Annotated in this window: 14 protein-coding genes; 7 read left to right on the top strand and 7 right to left on the bottom strand. The window is 67.5% G+C overall.

Annotated elements, in window-relative coordinates; translation table 11 throughout:
• Positions 1 to 22 precede the first annotated feature (22 nt).
• Genes ACFONC_RS05800 through ACFONC_RS05785 form a run of 4 tightly spaced genes read right to left on the bottom strand, consistent with a single transcriptional unit; the run spans position 23 to position 2,774 of the window.
• Positions 23 to 1,063, bottom strand: a complete 1,041-nt coding sequence (locus ACFONC_RS05800; RefSeq protein ID WP_386742764.1) for a hypothetical protein — start codon at positions 1,061 to 1,063, stop codon at positions 23 to 25.
• Positions 1,060 to 1,941, bottom strand: a complete 882-nt coding sequence (locus ACFONC_RS05795) for an ABC transporter ATP-binding protein (RefSeq protein ID WP_386742763.1) — start codon at positions 1,939 to 1,941, stop codon at positions 1,060 to 1,062. Before ACFONC_RS05795 ends, ACFONC_RS05800 begins: the two co-directional genes overlap by 4 nt.
• On the bottom strand, positions 1,938 to 2,309 hold the full coding sequence (locus ACFONC_RS05790) for a GntR family transcriptional regulator (protein ID WP_386742762.1): 372 nt from the start codon (positions 2,307 to 2,309) through the stop codon (positions 1,938 to 1,940). The genes ACFONC_RS05795 and ACFONC_RS05790 overlap by 4 nt, the downstream gene beginning before the upstream one ends.
• A 3-nt stretch (positions 2,310 to 2,312) precedes the next feature.
• On the bottom strand, positions 2,313 to 2,774 hold the full coding sequence (locus tag ACFONC_RS05785; RefSeq protein ID WP_386742761.1) for a hypothetical protein: 462 nt from the start codon (positions 2,772 to 2,774) through the stop codon (positions 2,313 to 2,315).
• A gap of 528 nt (positions 2,775 to 3,302) precedes the next feature.
• Here ACFONC_RS05785 and ACFONC_RS05780 point away from each other — a divergent pair.
• From ACFONC_RS05780 to ACFONC_RS05760, 5 genes are all read left to right on the top strand, one after another.
• Complete coding sequence (locus tag ACFONC_RS05780) at positions 3,303 to 4,244, top strand: FKBP-type peptidyl-prolyl cis-trans isomerase N-terminal domain-containing protein (protein WP_386742760.1); 942 nt, start codon at positions 3,303 to 3,305, stop codon at positions 4,242 to 4,244.
• 66 nt (positions 4,245 to 4,310) lie between these two features.
• The gene (locus ACFONC_RS05775) at positions 4,311 to 5,123 is read left to right on the top strand and encodes an FKBP-type peptidyl-prolyl cis-trans isomerase (RefSeq protein WP_386742759.1); all 813 of its coding nucleotides are present in this window, start codon (positions 4,311 to 4,313) and stop codon (positions 5,121 to 5,123) included.
• 14 nt (positions 5,124 to 5,137) lie between these two features.
• Positions 5,138 to 6,484 carry a UDP-glucose dehydrogenase family protein gene (locus ACFONC_RS05770; protein ID WP_386742758.1) on the top strand — a complete coding sequence of 449 codons (1,347 nt, stop codon included), beginning with the start codon at positions 5,138 to 5,140 and terminating at the stop codon, positions 6,482 to 6,484.
• 5 nt (positions 6,485 to 6,489) lie between these two features.
• Positions 6,490 to 6,705, top strand: coding sequence for a SlyX family protein (locus ACFONC_RS05765; protein ID WP_386742757.1), 216 nt, complete (start codon positions 6,490 to 6,492; stop codon positions 6,703 to 6,705).
• Positions 6,706 to 6,851: 146 nt separating this feature from the next.
• Positions 6,852 to 7,460, top strand: coding sequence for a DUF2058 domain-containing protein (locus ACFONC_RS05760; RefSeq protein WP_386742756.1), 609 nt, complete (start codon positions 6,852 to 6,854; stop codon positions 7,458 to 7,460).
• An 89-nt stretch (positions 7,461 to 7,549) separates the two neighbouring features.
• On the opposite strand, the gene metH is transcribed toward ACFONC_RS05760, so the two are convergent.
• The 3 genes from metH to ACFONC_RS05745 form a co-directional block, all read right to left on the bottom strand.
• Complete coding sequence (gene metH / locus ACFONC_RS05755; protein WP_386742755.1) at positions 7,550 to 10,249, bottom strand: methionine synthase; 2,700 nt, start codon at positions 10,247 to 10,249, stop codon at positions 7,550 to 7,552.
• A complete protein-coding gene (locus tag ACFONC_RS05750; protein WP_386742754.1) occupies positions 10,246 to 11,325 on the bottom strand; it encodes a homocysteine S-methyltransferase family protein in 1,080 nt (359 codons plus the stop codon). Before ACFONC_RS05750 ends, metH begins: the two co-directional genes overlap by 4 nt.
• Positions 11,326 to 11,551: 226 nt before the next feature.
• Positions 11,552 to 12,481 carry an ArsR/SmtB family transcription factor gene (locus ACFONC_RS05745; protein WP_386742753.1) on the bottom strand — a complete coding sequence of 310 codons (930 nt, stop codon included), beginning with the start codon at positions 12,479 to 12,481 and terminating at the stop codon, positions 11,552 to 11,554.
• 183 nt (positions 12,482 to 12,664) lie between these two features.
• Between ACFONC_RS05745 and ACFONC_RS05740 the strand changes: the two genes are divergently transcribed.
• Positions 12,665 to 13,813, top strand: coding sequence for an acyl-CoA dehydrogenase family protein (locus ACFONC_RS05740; RefSeq protein WP_386742752.1), 1,149 nt, complete (start codon positions 12,665 to 12,667; stop codon positions 13,811 to 13,813).
• 226 nt (positions 13,814 to 14,039) lie between these two features.
• A complete protein-coding gene (locus tag ACFONC_RS05735; protein WP_386742751.1) occupies positions 14,040 to 19,010 on the top strand; it encodes an NAD-glutamate dehydrogenase in 4,971 nt (1,656 codons plus the stop codon).
• Positions 19,011 to 19,061: the final 51 nt, after the last annotated feature.

The following is a 19,061-nucleotide window of genomic DNA, read 5'->3' as shown; positions in this document are numbered from 1 at the left end:
CGCCGCCTGGAGGCGTGATGGCTCAGTCGGCCAGTTCGCGCCTGCGGCGCAGCTGGATCGCGCCGTAGATCATCAGCGCCCCGGCGACCGCGCCGATCCAGATCTGCGGCGTGGCCAGGCTGGCCAGCTGGCCGGCGGGCGAGACGGTCGCGAGGATGTCCTGCAGGTCCTGCTCGCTGCCGCTGATGCCCTCGCGGTAGAGCAGGTCCATGCCCGGCACCGTGCCCAGCAGCAGGCGGCCGACGATGTTGCTCCAGAACCAGGAGCTGTCGAGGTTGAACATCTCCATCAGGTCGAACCAGCTGACGAAGATGCCGGTGAACAGCGGCACCATGATTGCCCACAGGAACGGCTTGCTGTGCGACCACGCCGAGCACAGCATCAGCCAGCCGACGGTCGGCAGCGCCCACAGTGCGTAGACCGGGATCCAGGCCAGGCTGCCGGAGGCGATCGTCAGCGGACTGGCCGGACCCCACAGCAGGGTCCACGGGTTGCCGCCATGGACCAGCACCACGATGCTGAGCATGACCATGAAACCGATCATGGTGACCAGCGAAGCGATGACCGCCAGCACCGGCGCGACCACGACCGCGCTTGCGACCTTCGACAGTACGGTCTGCGCGTCCGACACCGGCAGCGACTTCCAGAACAGCACGCTGCGGTCCTTGCGCTCGTCGTACAGCGCGCCGAGGCAGTAGAAGAACACCACGAACGCCAGCACGATGAACGGCCAGGACGAGCTCAGGAACAGCGTCAGGTCGATGCCGCGGGCGAACTCGGCCATGTCCGTGGCATTCATCCGGCTGGTGAGCTCGCCGATGTCCAGTCCGTTGACGGTCATCCCGTCGATCTGGATGTCGCCGCTGGCGCGACGCGCGGCGACCAGGCCGAAGATGATCATCATCCCCGTCAGCAGCAGCGAGATGCCGCCGGCGATCAGCGGCGCCCAGAGGAAGCCGCCCTTGTGCTCCCAGTATTCGCGCTGCAGCAGCAGCTTGAACTTGTGCGTGGGATGGACCGGCGTGGCGGCGCGCGGCACGGCGGCGGTGTCGGGGGCGTTCATGCGTAGGTTCCCTTCATGGTGGCGACGAACAGGTCGGCCAGGCCGGGCGTCCGGGTTTCGCCGAACACTGCGAGCTGCGACTGCGGCAGGCCGTCGAACAGCATCATGGTCTTGCCGAACGGCAGGGCGCGTTCGTCGATCGGGCCGAGGGCGCGGGCATCATCGAGCCTGTTGCCGTCGACCAGGACCTCGACGAAACGCTCGCCGACCGCGTCCATCGGCGCATCAAGCACGATCTTGCCGGCGCGGATGAACATCACGTCGGTCAGGATGTGCTCGACTTCCTCGACCTGGTGGGTGGTGATGATGATGGTCTTCTGTTCGTCGAAGTAGTCCTCCAGCAGGCGCTGGTAGAACTGCTTGCGATACAGGATGTCCAGGCCCAGCGTGGGCTCGTCGAGCACCAGCAGCTTCGCGTCGATGGCCATCACCAGGGCCAGGTGCAACTGCACGATCATGCCCTTGGACAGCTCGCGCACGCGCTGGCGCGGCTTGAGCTGGGTGTTGGCGAGGAAGCGCTCGCAGCGGGCGCGATCGAAGCGCGGATGCACGCCGGCGACGAAGTCGATGGCTTCCTTGACCCGGATCCAGCGCGGCAGCACCGCGACGTCTGCGATGAAGCAGACATCGTTCATCAGCTCGTCGCGCTGCGTGCGCGGGTCGCGGCCGAGGACCTTGAGGTCGCCCTCGAACGGGGTCAGCCCGAGCATCGCCTTGAGCGCGGTGGTCTTGCCGGCGCCGTTGGGGCCGATCAGGCCGATGATCTTGCCGCTGTCGATGCGGAAACCGGTGTTGTCGAGCGCGACCGTGGCCTTGTAGGCCTTGCGCAGGTTGCGCGCGGAAACGACGTGGTCGGACATGGCGGTCGCGGCGGTCATGCGGCACCCCCGTTGCGCACCGGCTTGAGCAGGTCTTCCATCGACAGGCCCAGGCGCTGGATGCGCTCGAGCACCAGCGGCCATTCCTCGGTGAGGAAGCGTTCGCGTTCGTTCGACAGCAGTTTCTTCGATGCCTCTTCGGTGACGTACATTCCCAGGCCTCTGCGTTTTTCGACGAGTGCTTCGTCCGCGAGCTCCTGATAGGCGCGCGAAACGGTGATCGGGTTGAGCTGGTATTCGGCGGCGACCTGGCGCACGGAGGGCAGGGCATCACCGGGCTTGAGCACGCCATCGAGCATCATCGCGATGACGCGCTCCTTGAGCTGGCGATAGATGGGTGCCCCATCGTTCCACTGGACTGCACTCATGGCTCAGCTCCGGCTGCCGCGGCGCAGGCCCTGCGCGAACGAGAAATAGGGGACGGCCAGCGTGCCGCGGACCTTGCGCGCGTGGCGCCGCTTTTCCCTGGCCGCTTCCTGCTTGCGCGTGCTTTCGTCGGCCGTGGCCTCGAATGCCGCGTTCAGTGCAGCCTCGGTCGACACCGCGGCGGCGAAGCTCACGGCGCTGGCGATGGTGTCGCCGAGCGAGGCGCTTGCGTCCAGATCGCTTTCGAGTTGCCGGGCGCGGGCGTCGATCTCCCGGACACGGGCTTCGATGGCCTTGCTGTTTTCCCGCAGCTCGGCATTGAGTTCGACTGCGGGCGTGGAGGCCAGCGCGACGGGCGTGGTGACGTCCTGGCCGGGCAACACGGGAGAGGCGGCGATCAGCGCGAACACCAGCGTGAGGCCGGTGGCGGAGAAGGCGAGCATCGAGTTGTGGAGCTTGCGGTTCATGGTGAACGTCCTGCTCTGGGTGATCGGTGTTGTATGTAACTATAACACCATGACACGGCATGTCAACGAGTTTCTGCATGCCAGAGACCCAACTGAAGTCATGGTTGGATGCACGCCGACGAGAATACTTAAAATACAGTAAAATCAATACTTTATGAGAGTAAATGAATCTGGTTTCTGCAAGTCGATGTTTGATCGGTCGCGAATCATCTGCCGGCAAGGCCGTGTCCAGGACGTGGGGAAGGCCGGGATGGCGCAGTGCCGCCTGGGAACCGACCCAGTTCACGCACTCTGCGAGCTTGTCCACGGTGTCGGCGGGGCCGTCCGCGCAGGCCGAACCGGCGGACCTTGAACTGGAGGGGAAGTGTCATCGGGAGCCGACCCGTCGATGGCAGGCACGTCCCCGGCGTCCCATGCCTTCAGGCGCCAGCGGCCATGACCGCCGCGGCGATTGCCCGGTTTGCCCGCGCCCGCGACAATAGGCGACTTCGCGCCTGATCCGCAGGCGCCGCACAGGAGTCGTTCCGGATGAAGCCCTTGCTGCGCGGAGTTGCCGCGCTGTTGATCGCCTTTGCCAGCCTGCCGGCCGCCAACGTCCACGCCCAGGACAAGCAGGCGCTCGCGAGTGAGCGTGACAAGGCCAGCTACATGGTCGGCATGGACGTGGCCAAGTCGCTTGCGCCGGCCGCGGAAGACCTGGACCTCAAGGCGTTCGAACGTGCCGTGCGAAACGCCTTCGACGGCGGCGAGCCGCTGATCGAGGAGAAGGAAGCGATGGAAACCGGGCAGGCGCTGATGGTCCGCGTCGCCGCGCGCAGCGGCCGGCCGGTGCCGGGCATGCCGCCGGGCACGCCGCCGCCGTCGGTGGACAAGGCCAAGGTGGGCCTGCTCATCGGTGCGGATATCGGGCGGTCCCTGGTCCCGGTGAAGGGCGAGATCGACCTGCCGGTCGTGATGCAGGCGCTGCGCACATCCCTCGCCGGCGGCAAGACGCTGCTCAGCGACGCCGAGGCCGATGCGGTCCGCCAGTCGTTCGGCGCGCGCGTGCAGGCCACGCAGAAAGCCGCGGCGGCCGAAGCCGCGACCCGCAACGCCGCCGAGGGCGAGCGCTTCCTCGCCGAAAACAAGTCGGCCAAGGGCGTGTTCACCACGCCGTCCGGACTGCAGTACATGGTGCTGCGCCAGGGCGCCGGCCCGCGCCCGAAGCCCAGCGACCGGGTGCGCGTGAACTATCGCGGCACCCTGCTCGACGGCACCGTGTTCGACAGTTCCGAACAGCATGGCGGCGCCGCCGAGTTCGGCCTCAACCAGGTGATCGCCGGCTGGACCGAAGGCGTGTCGATGATGCCCGTAGGCGCCAAGTACCGGTTCTGGATTCCCAGCGAGTTGGCCTATGGCGAGTCCGGCAATCCCGCGATCGAGCCGAACTCGACCCTGGTCTTCGATGTCGAACTGCTCGACATCCTCTGATTCGCCCCCTCGTCCCCCCTTTGCCGGCGCGGCCGGCATCCGACGCACAACCGGAGCTGCCCTGACATGACATCCCCAATCCGTTTCGCCACCGCCAGCCTGCTCGCCGCGTCGCTGGCGTTCGGCTTCGCCGCCTGCAAGCCGATCGACAAGGACGCGAAGAAGGAAGGCAAGGCCGACACCGCGGCCGGCAACGACGACATCGCCAAGAGCACTGGCTTGAAGACCGAGAAGGAACAGGCCAGCTACATGGTCGGCATGTCGGTCGGCAAGTCGCTGGAACCGATCAAGGACGAGGTGGACGTCGATACCCTGGTCAAGGCGATGAAGACCGTGATCTCGGGCGGCGAACCGCTGCTCAACGACGAACAGGCCCAGCAGGTGGCGCAGGCTTTCGACAAGCGCCTGCAGGCCAAGCAGCAGGAAGAGCAGGCCAAGCAGATGGCCGAGCGCGCGGCCCAGGCCGAGAAGAACGCCAGCGAAGGCAAGGCTTTCCTTGCCGCCAATGCAGGCAAGGAAGGCGTCAAGACGACCGAGTCCGGCCTGCAGTACCAGGTGCTGACGGAAGGCAAGGGGCCCAAGCCCACCGCCGAGGACATGGTGAAGGTGCACTACAAGGGCGAATTGCTCGACGGCACCCAGTTCGACAGTTCGCATGAACGCGGCGAGCCGGCCGTGTTCGCGCTGCAGCAGGTGGCGCCGGGCTGGGCCGAGGGCGTGCAGCTGATGCCGGTGGGCAGCAAGTACAAGCTGTGGATCCCGAGTGAGCTCGGCTACGGCGAGACCGGCACGCCCGGCGGCCCGATCCCGCCGAATGCCACGCTGGTGTTCGAAGTCGAGCTGCTCGACATCGTCAAACCGGACGCGAAGCAGGAATAAGGGAGCGGTACCGCATGCGAGTTGCGATCTTCGGAACCGGCTACGTCGGGCTCGTCACCGGAACCTGCCTGGCCGAAGTCGGGCACGAGGTGGTGTGCGTGGACATCGACCAGGCCAAGGTGGATGGCCTTGGCAAGGGCGTCATCCCGATCTACGAACCGGGCCTGGAGCCGATGGTCAAGGCCAACCACGCGGCGGGACGGCTGCGCTTCACCACGGATGCGGCGCAGGCGGTCGCGCACGGAGAAGTGATCTTCATCGCCGTCGGCACGCCGCCCGATGAGGATGGCAGTGCCGACCTGCAGTACGTGCTGGCGGTGGCCAGGACCATCGGCACGCACTTGCAGAAGCCCGCGGTGGTGGTGGACAAGTCGACCGTGCCGGTGGGCACGGCCGACAGGGTGCGCGAAACGATCGCGCGGACGCTGGCCGGGCGCGGTGCGCAGGTCAAGTTCGATGTCGTGTCCAACCCGGAATTCCTGAAGGAGGGCGCCGCGGTCGAGGACTGCATGCGCCCGGACCGCATCGTGATCGGTGCGGATAACCCGGAAGCGGTGGAGACACTGCGTCGGTTGTACGCACCGTTCAATCGCAACCACGAGCGCGTCGTCAGCATGGACGTGCGTTCGGCCGAGCTGACCAAGTACGCGGCCAACGCGATGCTGGCGACCAAGATCAGCTTCATGAACGAGATCGCCAACATCGCCGAGAAGGTCGGGGCAGACGTGGAGATGGTGCGCAAGGGTATCGGCTCGGACCCGCGGATCGGCTGGCACTTCATCTATCCCGGTGCCGGCTACGGCGGCTCCTGCTTCCCCAAGGACGTGCAGGCGCTGGCGCGTACGTCGCAGCAGCACGGGCACGCCCCGACCCTGCTCGACGCGGTCGAAGCGGTCAACGAACGCCAGAAGGGCCATCTGTTCGAACTGATGCTGCGCCACTACGGGGATGTCTCCGCGCTGCGCGGCAGGACCGTTGCGCTGTGGGGCCTGGCGTTCAAGCCCAACACGGACGACATGCGCGAGGCATCGAGCCGGCGCCTGCTGCAGCAACTCTGGGAGGCGGGTGCGAAGGTGCGCGCCTTCGATCCCGAGGCGATGGAGGAAACCCGCCGCATCTTCGGCGAGCGCACGGACCTGGTGCTGTGCGACAGCGCCGAGGAAGCGCTGCAGGGCGCCGATGCGCTGGTCGTGATCACCGAATGGAAGCAGTTCCGCAGCCCCGATTTCGACGAGCTGGGGAGGCGGCTTGCCGATGCGGTGATCTTTGATGGCCGCAACCTGTACGAGCCCGACGACGTCGAGGCCGCCGGCCTGGCGTACTACGGCATCGGTCGCGGCCGTTCCATCCGCCTCGACTGACCGTCATGTCCGCGGAACTCGAACAGCGCATCGTGGAACTGGAAACGCGCCTGGCGTTCCAGGAGCAGGCGCTGGCCGAGCTCAGTGACGCCCTGGCCGCCGCGCGCATCGAGGCGGCCGAGAACGCGGAATTGCTGCGGCGCACGCTCGATGCGATGAAGCAGTCGCGCGGCGAGTTCTATGCCGATCCTTCCGAGGAACCGCCGCCGCCGCACTACTGAGCGCCGGTTTGCCCTGTGGGAGCGGCTTCAGCCGCGAGTCCTGGATTCATCGGCTAGCCACCAAGAAGCTCGCGGCTGAAGCCGCTCCCACGGGTTCCCGCCGGGTCAGGCACAATTTCCCCGCCCTTTCCGCAACCGCACTCCCCATGAGCGACACACTGCGCGACCAACTCCTCGGCCTGGGTTTCAAGCAGGCTCCGAAGCCCGCGAAGCCGCCCCGCGACGGCAAGCAGAAGCCGGGCACGCGCGGCGGCAAGCCGGACGCGCAGCCGCGGCAGCCGGCGCACGGGAAGGCGAAGAAGCCGCATCCGCGCAACCCGGCCTCGCGCGAAGACATCGATCTCGCCAAGGCCTACGCGATCCGTGCCCAGCGCGAGAAGGACGAGCGCATCGCCGCAGAGCGCCTGAAGCAGGAGCAGGCGCGCCAGCGACGTGAAGCCAAGGCGAAACTCGCGGCGCTGCTCAAGGACAAGGCGCTCAACGATGCCAACGCAGACCTGGTGCGCCACTTCGACTACGGCGGCAAGATCAAGCGCATCCATGTCACCGCGGACCAACTCAAGGCGCTCAATGCCGGCGAGCTCGGCGTGGTCCAGCTGGATGGCCGCTACCTGCTGGTGACTGCGGATGTCCTGGCGCAAGCCGAGGCGACGTTTGCGCCGGCGGTTGCACTGAAGGTCGATCCGGACGCGCCGGCTGCGGATGACGAGTACGCCGATTCCCGTTTCCAGGTGCCGGACGACCTGGTCTGGTAGCGCTGCGCGATAGCCATGCAGGAGCGGCGGAAGCCGCGATGCTTCGCCGGTAATGCCAATCGCGGCTTCCGCCGCTCCTGCAAAGGCTCCTATTCCGGATCGTAGTCCAGGTTCGAAGCCAGCCAGCGTTCGGCCTGCTGCAGCGATGCGCCCTTGCGCTTTGCGTAGTCTGCGACCTGTTCCTTCGAGACCCGGCCGACGACGAAATACTGGCTCTTCGGGTGGCTGAAGTAATAGCCGGACACCGCGGCGGTCGGCAGCATCGCGAAGCCGTCGGTCAGGGTCATGCCGGCGTTGTTCCCGGCGTCTAGCAGCGCAAACAGCGTGCGCTTCTCGCTGTGCTCGGGGCAGGCGGGATAGCCGGGGGCCGGGCGGATGCCACGGTATTTCTCGGCGATCAGTTCCGCGTTGTCGAGCGACTCGTCGGGATCGAAACCCCAGAACTCCTTGCGCACGCGCCGGTGCAGGTGTTCGGCCAGCGCTTCGGCCAGGCGGTCGGCAAGCGCCTTGAGCAGGATGGCGTTGTAGTCGTCGTGGTCGGCGCGGAAACGCTCGAGGTGCGGCTCGATGCCGATCCCGGCGGTGACCGCGAACGCGCCGATCCAGTCCTGCCGGCCGCTGTCCTTCGGCGCGATGAAGTCGGCCAGGCAGAAGTCGGGGCGTTCGACCGGCTTGTCGACCTGCTGGCGGAGGAAGTGCAGGGTGGTGGGGCCGGTTTCGCCCGCCGGCGCGGCGTCGACGACCACGTCGTCGCCTGTCGAGTTCGCGGGCCACAGCCCGAAGACCGCCTTTGCGGTCAACCATTTCTCCGCGATGATCTTGTCGAGCATCGCGCGCGCGTCGCGATAGAGCTCGCTGGCGGACTGGCCGACCACTTCGTCCTCGAGGATCGCCGGGAACTTGCCGGCCAGCTCCCAGGCCTGGAAGAACGGCGTCCAGTCGATGACCTCCAGCAGGTCCTGCAGCGGATAGTCGTCGAAGACAGTGATGCCGGTTTTCTTCGGCTCGGGCGGTGCGTAGTCGTCCCAGCCGCCGTCGAACCGCTGTGCGCGCGCCTTGTCCAGCGACACCAGCCGCTTGGCGTCGCCGCGGTTGCGGTGGCGTTCGCGGATTTCGGCGTAGTCGGCGTCGTTGGCGGCGACGAACGCGTCCCTCAATTCGCTGGAGATCAGCGACTGTGCCACGCCGACCGCACGCGAGGCGTCTTTCACCCACACCGTCGGCGACTTGTAGAACGGGTCGATCTTCAGCGCGGTATGCGCACGTGAAGTCGTGGCGCCGCCGATCAGCAGCGGGATGGTCAGGCCCTGGCGCTGCATCTCGCGCGCCACGTTGCCCATTTCTTCCAGCGACGGGGTGATCAGGCCAGAGACGCCGATGATGTCGGCGTTCTCGGCGACGGCCGTGTCGAGGATCTTCTGCGCCGGCACCATCACGCCCAGGTCGACCACGTCGAAGTTGTTGCAGGCCAGCACCACGCCGACGATGTTCTTGCCGATGTCGTGCACGTCGCCCTTGACGGTCGCCATCACGATCTTGCCGTTGGATTTGCCGGTGTCGCCGGTCTTCTCCTTCTCCGCTTCGATGAAGGGCAGCAGGTAGGCAACCGCCTTCTTCATCACCCGCGCCGACTTGACCACTTGCGGCAGGAACATCTTGCCGGCGCCGAACAGGTCGCCGACCACGTTCATGCCGTCCATCAGCGGGCCTTCGATCACGTCCAGCGGACGCGTGGCCTGCTGCCGCGCTTCCTCGGTGTCCTCGACCACGTACTGGTCGATGCCGTGGACCAGCGCGTGGCTCAGGCGCGCGCGCACGTCCTTCTCGCGCCAGGACAGGTCTTCGGCCTGCGACTTGCCCTTGCTGCCCTTGTAGCGCTCGGCGAGTGTGAGCAGGCGCTCGGTGGCGTCAGGGCGGCGGTTGAGGACCACGTCCTCGACGTACTCGCGCAGCTCGGGGTCGAGCTCGTCGTAGATCGACATCGCACCGGCGTTGACGATGCCCATGTCCATGCCCGCCTTGATGGCGTGGTACAGGAACACCGAGTGGATCGCCTGGCGCACCACCTCGTTGCCGCGGAACGAGAACGAGACGTTGGAGACGCCGCCCGAGATATGGCAGTGGGGCAGGGTCTTGCGGATGATGCGCGCGGCCTCGATGAAGTCGACCGCGTAGTTGTTGTGCTCCTCCATGCCGGTGGCGATGGCGAAGATGTTGGGGTCGAAGATGATGTCCTCGGGCGGGAAGCCGACTTCGTCCACCAGGATGCGGTAGGCGCGCGTGCAGATCTCGACCTTGCGTTTGCAGGTGTCGGCCTGGCCCTGTTCGTCGAAGGCCATCACCACCGCGGCCGCGCCGTAGCGCAGCACCGTGCGCGCCTGCTCGATGAAGGCGTCCTCGCCTTCCTTCATCGAGATCGAGTTGACCACGCCCTTGCCCTGCAGGCACTTGAGGCCGGCCTCGATCACGCTCCACTTCGACGAGTCGACCATCACCGGGATGCGGGCTATGTCGGGCTCCGACGCGATCAGGGTCAGGAAGCGGACCATCGCCTTCTCGGAATCGATCATCCCCTCGTCCATGTTGACGTCGAGGATCTGCGCGCCGTTGGCTACCTGCTGCCGCGCGACCTCGACCGCCTCGTCGAAGCGGTCTTCCTTGATCAGCTTCTTGAACTTCGCGCTGCCGGTGACGTTGGTGCGCTCGCCGACGTTGACGAACAGCAGTTCGGGCGTGATGACCAGCGGCTCGAGGCCGGACAGGCGGGTATGGCGGACAGCCGTGTTCATGCGGCCGCCTCCAGCGCCCGGGGCAAGCGGCGTGGCGCGACGCCATCGACGGCTTCGGCAATCGCGCGGATGTGGTCCGGCGTGGTGCCGCAGCAGCCGCCGACGAAGTTGAGCAGGCCGGATTCGGCGAACTCCTTCAGCGTGGCGGCCATCTCCTCCGGCGTCTCGTCGTACTCGGCGAAGGCGTTCGGCAGGCCGGCGTTGGGGTGGGCGCTGACGTAGCCCTCGGCGATCCGCGCCAGCGTCTCGACGTGCGGGCGCAGGTCCTTCGCGCCGAGCGCGCAGTTGAGCCCGATGGACAAGGGCTTGCCGTGTGCGACCGATGCGTAGAACGCCTCGGCCGTCTGCCCGGACAGCGTGCGTCCGGAAGCGTCGGTGATGGTGCCGGAGATCATCACCGGCAGGCGCCCGCCGCGGTCCTCGAACACTTCCTCGATCGCGAACAGCGCGGCCTTCGCATTGAGCGTGTCGAAGATGGTCTCGACCATCAGCACGTCGGCACCGCCGTCGACCAGGCCTTCGGCGGCTTCGCGGTAGGTCTCGCGCAGCTGGTCGAAGCTGGTGTTGCGGAAGCCCGGGTCGTTGACATCGGGGCTGATCGATGCGGTACGGCTGGTCGGGCCGAGCACGCCGATCACGAAGCGCGGCTTGCCGGGCGTCTTCCTGCCGGCGGCGTCGCAGCATTCGCGGGCGATGCGCGCGCCTTCCCGGTTGAGTTCGTGGACCAGGTGCTGCAGGTGGTAGTCGGCCTGGCTGATCGCGGTGGCGTTGAAGGTGTTGGTTTCGACCAGGTCCGCGCCGGCGTCCAGGTAATCGGCGTGGACCTGCGCGATCACGTCCGGGCGCGTCAGCGTCAGCAGGTCGTTGTTGCCCTTGAGGTCGTGGCTGTCGCGCGGCCCGTCGGCCCGCAGGCTGTCGAAGCCTCCGGCGAAGCGTTCGCCGCGGTAGTCGGCCTCCTCGAGGCGGTGGCGCTGGATCATCGTGCCCATCGCGCCGTCGATCACGAGGATGCGTTCGGCGAGCGCGGCTTCGAGTGCGGCGACACGGTCGGGGCGGAGCCAGGGAAGTTGTTTCATCTTGTTACTCCGAAACGCGCTTGTTCTTCTCCTTCCCCTTCAAGGGGGTGAGGAGGGCTGTTTGCGAGCCATTGGCTCGCGGCCCGACGAACGCCCGAAGGCTGTGCTTTAGGACCGGACAGGCCGGGATGGGGATGGGTTTTGGCGCAGCGGACGGGAAACCCATCCCCACCCAACCCTCCCCTTGAAGGGGAGGGCTTCACGGCCGCGCCGGCAGCCAGTGCCGTCACGGCTTCTTCGCGATCAGCGAGATCACTTCGAAGTGCGGCGGCCGCTTCTCGCGCGTCACCGTTTCCGAGGTCTGCACGGCGAGGCCGGCCTTGTCGGCGAACTTGCGCAGGTCCTTCTCGCTGAAGCCGAGGTTGGCGTGGCCGTAGGCTTCGACCACGCTGCGGTGCTCGTGGCGGGCCAGGCTCGACAGCAGCAGGCGGCCGCCCGGGCGCAGCACGCGCGCGGCTTCGGCGACGGCCTGGGCGGGCTTGGCGGCGTAAGTCAGGGCGTGCATCAGTACGACCAGGTCGAAGCTGGCGGCCTCGAAGGGCAGGGCATGCATGTCGGCCTCGCGCACCTCGACGTTGCGGTACTGGCGCAGCCGTTCGCTGGCCGCGGATACCACGCGCTGGCTGCTGTCGATGCAGACGTAGCGGTGCGCGTGCGGTGCCAGCAGTTCGGCCAGGACGCCGTCGCCCGAGGCGATGTCGAGCACGTCGCCGGTCTCGAACAACGGCAGCACCGAGCGTGCCAGCGCCTCCCAGGTGCGGCCGGGCGAGTAGTGGCGCTCCATGTCGCCGGCGACCGAGTCGGCCCAGTTCTGGTCTGCCGCGCGCATTGCCAGCACGCCGGCCACGCGCATCGCGTCCTGGCGCAGCAGCGGGTCGTCGCTGCCGGCGCTCAGGGCCTGCCACAGGCTGCGCTGGGCGGGGTCGAGGGTGGCTTCGTCGAAGCGGTAGTAGGCCGACACGCCTGAGCGGCGGTCGCGGACCAGGCCGGCTTCCTTGAGCCGCGCCAGGTGGGTGGATACGCGCGGCTGGGCCAGCTGGGTGATCGCCGACAGTTCGGCGACGGTCAGTTCCTCGCCCTCCAGCAGTGCCAGCAGGCGCACACGCGTTGCGTCGGCGAGCACCTTCAGGCGGGCCGACCAGCCTTCGAGGTCCATTGATATCTTCCTATCGCGATATAGAGATAAGTTTCCTCTCCGTGGCGGTGAAGGTCAAGGCCGCGGCCACGGACCTCGGGGTTTGCAGCCCTCCGTCCGGCGACGTGGTGGACCTTCCGTCCTTCGGTTCCGCCCGCCGCGCGGCTACAATTCCGCATCTGACTTCAACGCGGAGCGCGCAACGTGGATTTTGGGTTCACCGAAGAACAGTTGATGATCCAGGACGTGGCGCGCCGCATCGCGCAGGAGAAGGTCGGCCCCAGCGCAGAACAGTTCGACAAGAGCGGTGAATTCCCGCTCGAGAACATCCGCCTGCTGGGCGAGAACGGGCTGATGGGCATCGAGGTGCCGGCCGAGTACGGCGGCGCGGGGATGGATCCGGTGGCGTACGTGTTGGCGATGGTGGAGATCGCCGCGGCCGACGCCGCGCACTCGACCATCATGTCGGTCAACAACTCGCTGTTCTGCAACGGCATCCTGACCCACGGCACCGAGGCGCAGAAGCAGAAGTACGTGCGCGCGATCGCCGAGGGCGCGGAAATCGGCGCCTTCGCGCTGACCGAGCCGCAGTCCGGCTCCGACGCCACCGCGATGCGCTGCCGCGCGGTGAAGCAGGCCGACGGCACGTTCGTGGTCAACGGCAAGAAGAGCTGGATCACTTCCGGCCCGGTGGCGAAGTACATCGTGCTGTTCGCGATGACCGACCCGGACAAGGCCGCGCGCGGGATCACCGCGTTCCTCATCGACACCACGCGCGAGGGGTTCCATCGCGGCAAGACCGAGCCCAAGCTGGGCATCCGCGCGTCGGCCACCTGCGAGATCGAGTTCGCCGACTACGTCGTGCAGGCCGACGAGGTGCTGGGCGAGGAGGGCCACGGCTTCAAGATCGCCATGGGCGTGCTCGACGCCGGCCGCATCGGCATCGCCTCGCAGGCCATCGGCATCGCCCGCGCGGCCTACGAGGCCAGCCTGGAATACGTACGCGAGCGCAAGGCGTTCGGGCAGCCGATCGGTGCCTTCCAGATGATCCAGGCCAAGATCGCCGACATGAAGTGCAAGCTCGACGCGTCGCTGCTGCTGACGCTGCGCGCGGCATGGCTGAAGGGGCAGGGCAAGCGCTTCACCACCGAGGCCGCGGTGGCCAAGCTGACCGCCTCGGAAGCGGCGATGTGGATCACGCACCAGGCGGTGCAGATCCACGCCGGCATGGGGTATTCGAAGGAAATGCCGATCGAGCGCTACTTCCGCGACGCCAAGATCACCGAGATCTACGAGGGCACCAGCGAGATCCAGCGCCTGGTCATCGCCCGCCACGAAACCGGGCTGCGCTGAGCGATGCAAGCCGCCCGCCTGACGTCGAGGTCGGACAGAACCGCCTGTCCGGTCGTGCGCGGCCACGATCGCCGCGAAAACAGGATCGTCGTGACCGGCAAGGCCCCCGTTTCTCCATCCCGGCCCGCTCCTTCCTGAGCCCGGCACGCCCCGCAACGCCTGATTGGTGAACCCCCACCCCGGGCCCGGCATGCGCACGGGCTCTACATCATCGGACCCTCATCCCATGAGCACGCAACGCAAAACCGCTGCCTCGCGCCCGACCGGACGCAAGGCCGCTGCCGCCCGCCAGAATCGCAAGGCCGACCGTGCCGAGCTCGCCCTGCTGGACCCCATCTTCCAGGCAATCCGCAAGCACGCGGGCAAGGGCGGCCAGGACCACGCGGTCGCCTTCGCCGACGCTTTCTACCATCGCCTGACGCCTGACGAGCTGCCGTTGCACGATCCAGCCGGATGGGCCGCGCTGGCGAGCGATTTCCTCGACTTCGCCCGGACCCGCAAGCGCGGCACCGCCAACGTGCGCCTGTTCAACCCGAACATGAAGCAGCACGGCTGGGAGTCGCCGCACACGGTGCTGCAGATCGTCAATGACGACATGCCGTTCCTGGTCGACTCGGTGACCATGGCGCTGGCCGAGCAGGGCATCGGCGTGTACGTGCTCGGGCACCCGGTGGTGCCGATCACCCGCGACCGCGCCGGCAAGCTGCTGGAAGTGGGCGAGGGCAACCCCGAATCACTGATGCACATGGAGATCGACCGCCTGACCGGCGAGGCGATCGACACCGTCCGCACCACGTTGCAGGGAGTCCTGGCGGAGGTGCGCGGGATCGTCGCCGACTGGGGCGCGATGCGCGAGAAGATGCTGCAGGTGGCCGACGACATCGCCACGCGCAGGCTGCCCATCGACGAGGCCGGCCGGCGCGAGGCGCAGGAGTTCCTGCGCTGGACCGCGGACGACCACTTCACCCTGTTCGGCTATCGCGAGTACGAGGTGAAGAAGAAGGGCAAGGAGGAAATCCTGTGCGCCGTCGAAGGCAGCGGCCTGGGGCTGCTGCGCGCGAAGGAAGTGGGCAAGCCGCGGCTGCTCAAGTCGCTCGCGGCGCACTACATGCCGCAGTCGGGCGCGGTCGACGCGCTGATCCTGACCAAGACCAACGCGCGCTCGACGGTGCACCGTCCCGGCTACATGGACTACATCGGCGTGCTCGAGTTCGACGACGAGGGCAAGCCGACCGGCGAGGAGCGCTTCCTTGGCCTGTACACCTCCAGCGCCTACAACCGGCGCCCGTGGGACATCCCGCTGGTGCGCGAGCGCTTCGAGTACGTGATGCGCGAGTCCGGCCTCAAGCCCAACAGCCACAGCGGCAAGGCGCTCAAGCACATCCTCGAGACGCTTCCGCGCGACGAGCTGTTCCAGTCCAGCGAGGACGAACTGCTGAAGCTGGCCACCGGCATCCTCGGCCTCCAGGAGCGCGTGCGCAGCAAGCTGTTCCTGCGCCGCGACCGCTACGGTCGTTTCTATTCGGCGCTCGTGTACCTGCCGCGCGACCGTTACAACACCGACCTGCGCATGCGCGTCGAGGCGCTGCTCAAGCGCGAGCTGCACGCCGACCACGTCGACACCAACATGCAGGTTGGCGAATCGCCGCTGGCGCAGCTGCACATGATCGTGCGCCCGCGCGCGGGCGAGGCGTTCGAGCTCGACCAGGCGGCGCTCGAGGCTGAGCTGGCCGACATCGTGCGCAACTGGCATGACGACCTGCGCGACGCACTGGTTGCCGTGCACGGCGAGCGCGAAGGCCTGGCGCTTGCTTCGCGCTACGGCCGCGCGCTGTCGACGCCGTACCTGCAGGAGGCCGGCACCGATGTCGCCGTCGACGATGTCCGCCACCTCGCCATGCTGCAAGGCCCGGACGACCTGGCGCTGAGCCTGCACCGGTACCACGCCGGCGCCGGCGGCCTGCGCTTGAAGTTCTATCGCCAGACCGACGACATCCCGCTGTCCGACGCGCTGCCGATGATGGAAAACATGGGCCTGCGCGTGATCACCGAGCACCCCTACCAGCTGCGGATCGACGACGGCGTCACCTTCCTGCAGGACTTCGAGGTCGAGGCGACGCGCGAGTTCGACATCGCCGCGACCGGTTCCGCGTTCGAGGACGCCTTCCTGCAGGTCTGGCGCGGCAACGCCGAGAACGACGGTTTCAACCGCCTCGTGCTCGGCGCCGGGCTGACCTGGCGCCAGGTCGCGATGCTGCGCGGCTACTGCAAGTACCTGCTGCAGGTGGGCGTGCCGTTCTCGCAGAGCTACGTCGAGGAGACGTTCTCGCGCTACCCGCTGCTGGCCAGGCTGCTGGTGGAGCTGTTCGAGGCGCGCTTCGACCCGCGCCGTGAGAAGCCCGGCAAGACCGAACTCGCCGAGGGTCGCGAGCGGTTTGCGAGCCAGCTCGGGATGCTCTGCGGTGACGACGCCGAGGCGCTCAAGACCCTGCAGCCGCTCATCGACGCTCGCGCCAAGGGGCGCGACGCGCAGTACGACGCCGCGCGCGCCGGCCTCAAGGCGCTGCTCGACCGCGTCGCCAGCCTCGACGAGGACCGCATCATGCGCAGCTTCATGGGCGTGATCGACGCCACGCTGCGCACCGGCTACTACCAGGTCAACGACGACGGCAGCGACAAGGACTACATCGGGTTCAAGTTCGACTCCGCCCGGGTGCCTGACCTGCCCAAGCCGCGACCGTACCGCGAGATCTTCGTCTACGGCCCGCGCGTGGAAGGCACGCATCTGCGCTTCGGCCCGGTTGCGCGTGGCGGCCTTCGCTGGTCGGATCGTCGCGAAGACTTCCGCACCGAGGTGCTGGGCCTGGTCAAGGCGCAGATGGTGAAGAACACCGTGATCGTGCCGGTCGGCTCGAAGGGCGGATTCTTCGTCAAGCAGCCTCCGGCCGACCGCGATGCGCTGCAGGCCGAGGGCGTGGCCTGCTACAAGATGTTCATCAACAGCATGCTCGACGTCACCGACAACCTGGTCGACGGCAAGGTCGTGCACCCGCGCAACGTCGTCCGACACGACGACGACGACCCGTACCTGGTCGTCGCCGCCGACAAGGGCACCGCGCGCTTCTCCGACATCGCCAACGGCATCGCCCGCGAGCACGGCTACTGGCTGGACGACGCGTTCGCCTCCGGTGGCTCGGTCGGCTACGACCACAAGGGCATGGGCATCACCGCCCGCGGCGGCTGGGAGTCGGTCAAGCGCCACTTCCGTGCGCTCGGGCGCGACAGCCAGAAGCAGGATTTCACCTGCGTGGGCGTCGGCGACATGTCCGGCGACGTGTTCGGCAACGGCATGCTGCTGTCGAAGCACATCCGCCTGGTCGCGGCGATGGACCACCGCCACATCTTCGTCGACCCGGATCCGGATTCGGCCAGGTCGTACAAGGAGCGCCAGCGCCTGTTCAAGCTGCCTCGCTCGAGCTGGGAGGACTACGACAAGGCGCTGATCAGCAAGGGCGGCGGCGTGTTCCCGCGCTCGGCCAAGTCGATCCCGGTGTCGGCGGAAATACGCGATGCGCTCGGGCTCGGCGACGACGTGACGGCGATGAGTCCCAACGAGCTGATGAGCGCGGTGCTAAAGGCGCCGGTCGACCTGCTGTGGAACGGCGGCATCGGCACCTACGTCAAGGGCAGCGGCGAATCCAACGCCGACGTCGGTGATCGCGCCAACAACGCGATCCGCATCAACGGCGGCGAGCTGCGCTGCAAGGTCGTGGGCGAGGGCGGCAACCTGGGCTTCACCCAGTGCGGCCGCATCGAGGCGGCGCAGAACGGCGTGCTGATCAACACCGACTTCATCGACAACTCGGCCGGCGTGGACACCTCGGACCACGAGGTCAACATCAAGATCCTGCTCAACGGCCAGGTGCAGGCAGGCAAGCTCAAGGTCGAGGAGCGCAACAAGCTGCTCAAGTCGATGACCGACGAGGTCGCCGAACTGGTGCTCAACGACAACTACCGCCAGAACCAGGCCCTGAGCCTGATGGAGCGGATGAGCGTGTCGCGGCTGGGCTCCAAGCAGCACTTCATCCAGACGCTCGAGTCGCAGGGGCTGCTGGACCGCCAGATCGAGTACCTGCCGTCCGATGCCGAGATCGCCGAGCGCAAGGCGCGCGGCCTGGGCCTGACGCGGCCGGAACTGGCGGTACTGCTGTCGTACTCGAAGCTGGTGGTGTTCCAGCAGCTGGTCGATTCCGACGTGCCCGAGGATCCGTACCTGTCCAAGGAACTGGTGCGCTACTTCCCCGAGCCGCTGCAGAAGAAGTACGCCAAGGCGATGGAACAGCACCGCCTGAAGCGCGAGATCATCGCCACCGCGGTCACCAACTCCACGATCAACCGGATGGGCGCGACCTTCCTGCTGCGGATGCAGGAAGACAGCGGCCGCAGCCCGGGCGAGGTGGCCAAGGCCTTCACCATCAGCCGCGAGACGCTCGATGCGCGTGCGCTGTGGGCGCAGATCGATGCGCTCGACGGCAAGGTGCCCGAGTCGGTGCAGATCGATGCGCTGCAGGTGATCTGGTCGCTGCAGCGCTCGATGACGCGCTGGCTGCTGGCGCGGCCGGGCGCGATCCCCGACATCGCCACCGCGGTCGACCGCTACCACGACGGCTTCCGCGACATCCGCGCGGGCGAGGCGATCCTGCCGGATTCGCAGCGCCCCGAGTACGAGGCGAGCCTGGCTGAATGGAAGGCCCGCGGCGTGCCGGACGACCTCGGCCAGCAGTTGGCGGCGCTGCCTTACCTGGAGCCGTGCTGCGACATCATCGAGGTTGCGCGCGAGCGCAAGCTCAAGCCGGTGGACGTGGCCAGGGTGCACTTCCGCCTCGGCGACGCGCTGCGCCTGCCGTGGCTGGTGCGGCAGATCGACCAGCTGCCGGTGGAGGGCCGCTGGCATGCGGTCGCCCGCGGCGTGCTGCGCGACGAACTGGCCGCGCAGCAGCGCGCGCTGGTCGGACAGGCGCTGTCGACGGCGGGCTCCGGCCCCGACGGCAAGGTGCGCAACTGGATCGGTCGCGACGATCCGGCGCTGCGCTTCACGCTCTCGATGCTCGGTGAACTGGCCGCGCAGAAGACGCTCGACTATCCGACCGCGTCGGTGGCCGTGCGCAGGCTTGCGCAGCTGACGGTAAGCAGCTGAGGCCGAGGTCTTGCCGGCGGCCCGCCCCGGGCCTGCCGGCGGGGCGCCCAC

This window comes from Luteimonas soli, from assembly GCF_042648865.1.
GTDB classification, from domain to species: domain Bacteria; phylum Pseudomonadota; class Gammaproteobacteria; order Xanthomonadales; family Xanthomonadaceae; genus Luteimonas; species Luteimonas soli.
The sequence above is the reverse complement of the archived record's forward strand: the minus strand, read 5'-3'. Positions and strand labels throughout refer to the sequence as shown.

Excerpts from the sequence above, each read along its gene's own strand:
- ACFONC_RS05785 (WP_386742761.1), bottom strand. The coding sequence starts at position 2,774 with ATGAACCGCAAGCTCCACAACTCGATGCTCGCCTTCTCCGCCACCGGC.
- ACFONC_RS05760 (WP_386742756.1), top strand. The coding sequence starts at position 6,852 with ATGAGCGACACACTGCGCGACCAACTCCTCGGCCTGGGTTTCAAGCAG.
- ACFONC_RS05780 (WP_386742760.1), top strand. The coding sequence starts at position 3,303 with ATGAAGCCCTTGCTGCGCGGAGTTGCCGCGCTGTTGATCGCCTTTGCC.
- ACFONC_RS05765 (WP_386742757.1), top strand. The coding sequence starts at position 6,490 with ATGTCCGCGGAACTCGAACAGCGCATCGTGGAACTGGAAACGCGCCTG.
- ACFONC_RS05795 (WP_386742763.1), bottom strand. The coding sequence starts at position 1,941 with ATGACCGCCGCGACCGCCATGTCCGACCACGTCGTTTCCGCGCGCAAC.
- ACFONC_RS05750 (WP_386742754.1), bottom strand. The coding sequence starts at position 11,325 with ATGAAACAACTTCCCTGGCTCCGCCCCGACCGTGTCGCCGCACTCGAA.
- ACFONC_RS05775 (WP_386742759.1), top strand. The coding sequence starts at position 4,311 with ATGACATCCCCAATCCGTTTCGCCACCGCCAGCCTGCTCGCCGCGTCG.
- ACFONC_RS05735 (WP_386742751.1), top strand. The coding sequence starts at position 14,040 with ATGAGCACGCAACGCAAAACCGCTGCCTCGCGCCCGACCGGACGCAAG.
- ACFONC_RS05790 (WP_386742762.1), bottom strand. The coding sequence starts at position 2,309 with ATGAGTGCAGTCCAGTGGAACGATGGGGCACCCATCTATCGCCAGCTC.
- ACFONC_RS05745 (WP_386742753.1), bottom strand. The coding sequence starts at position 12,481 with ATGGACCTCGAAGGCTGGTCGGCCCGCCTGAAGGTGCTCGCCGACGCA.
- ACFONC_RS05800 (WP_386742764.1), bottom strand. The coding sequence starts at position 1,063 with ATGAACGCCCCCGACACCGCCGCCGTGCCGCGCGCCGCCACGCCGGTC.
- ACFONC_RS05770 (WP_386742758.1), top strand. The coding sequence starts at position 5,138 with ATGCGAGTTGCGATCTTCGGAACCGGCTACGTCGGGCTCGTCACCGGA.
- metH (WP_386742755.1), bottom strand. The coding sequence starts at position 10,249 with ATGAACACGGCTGTCCGCCATACCCGCCTGTCCGGCCTCGAGCCGCTG.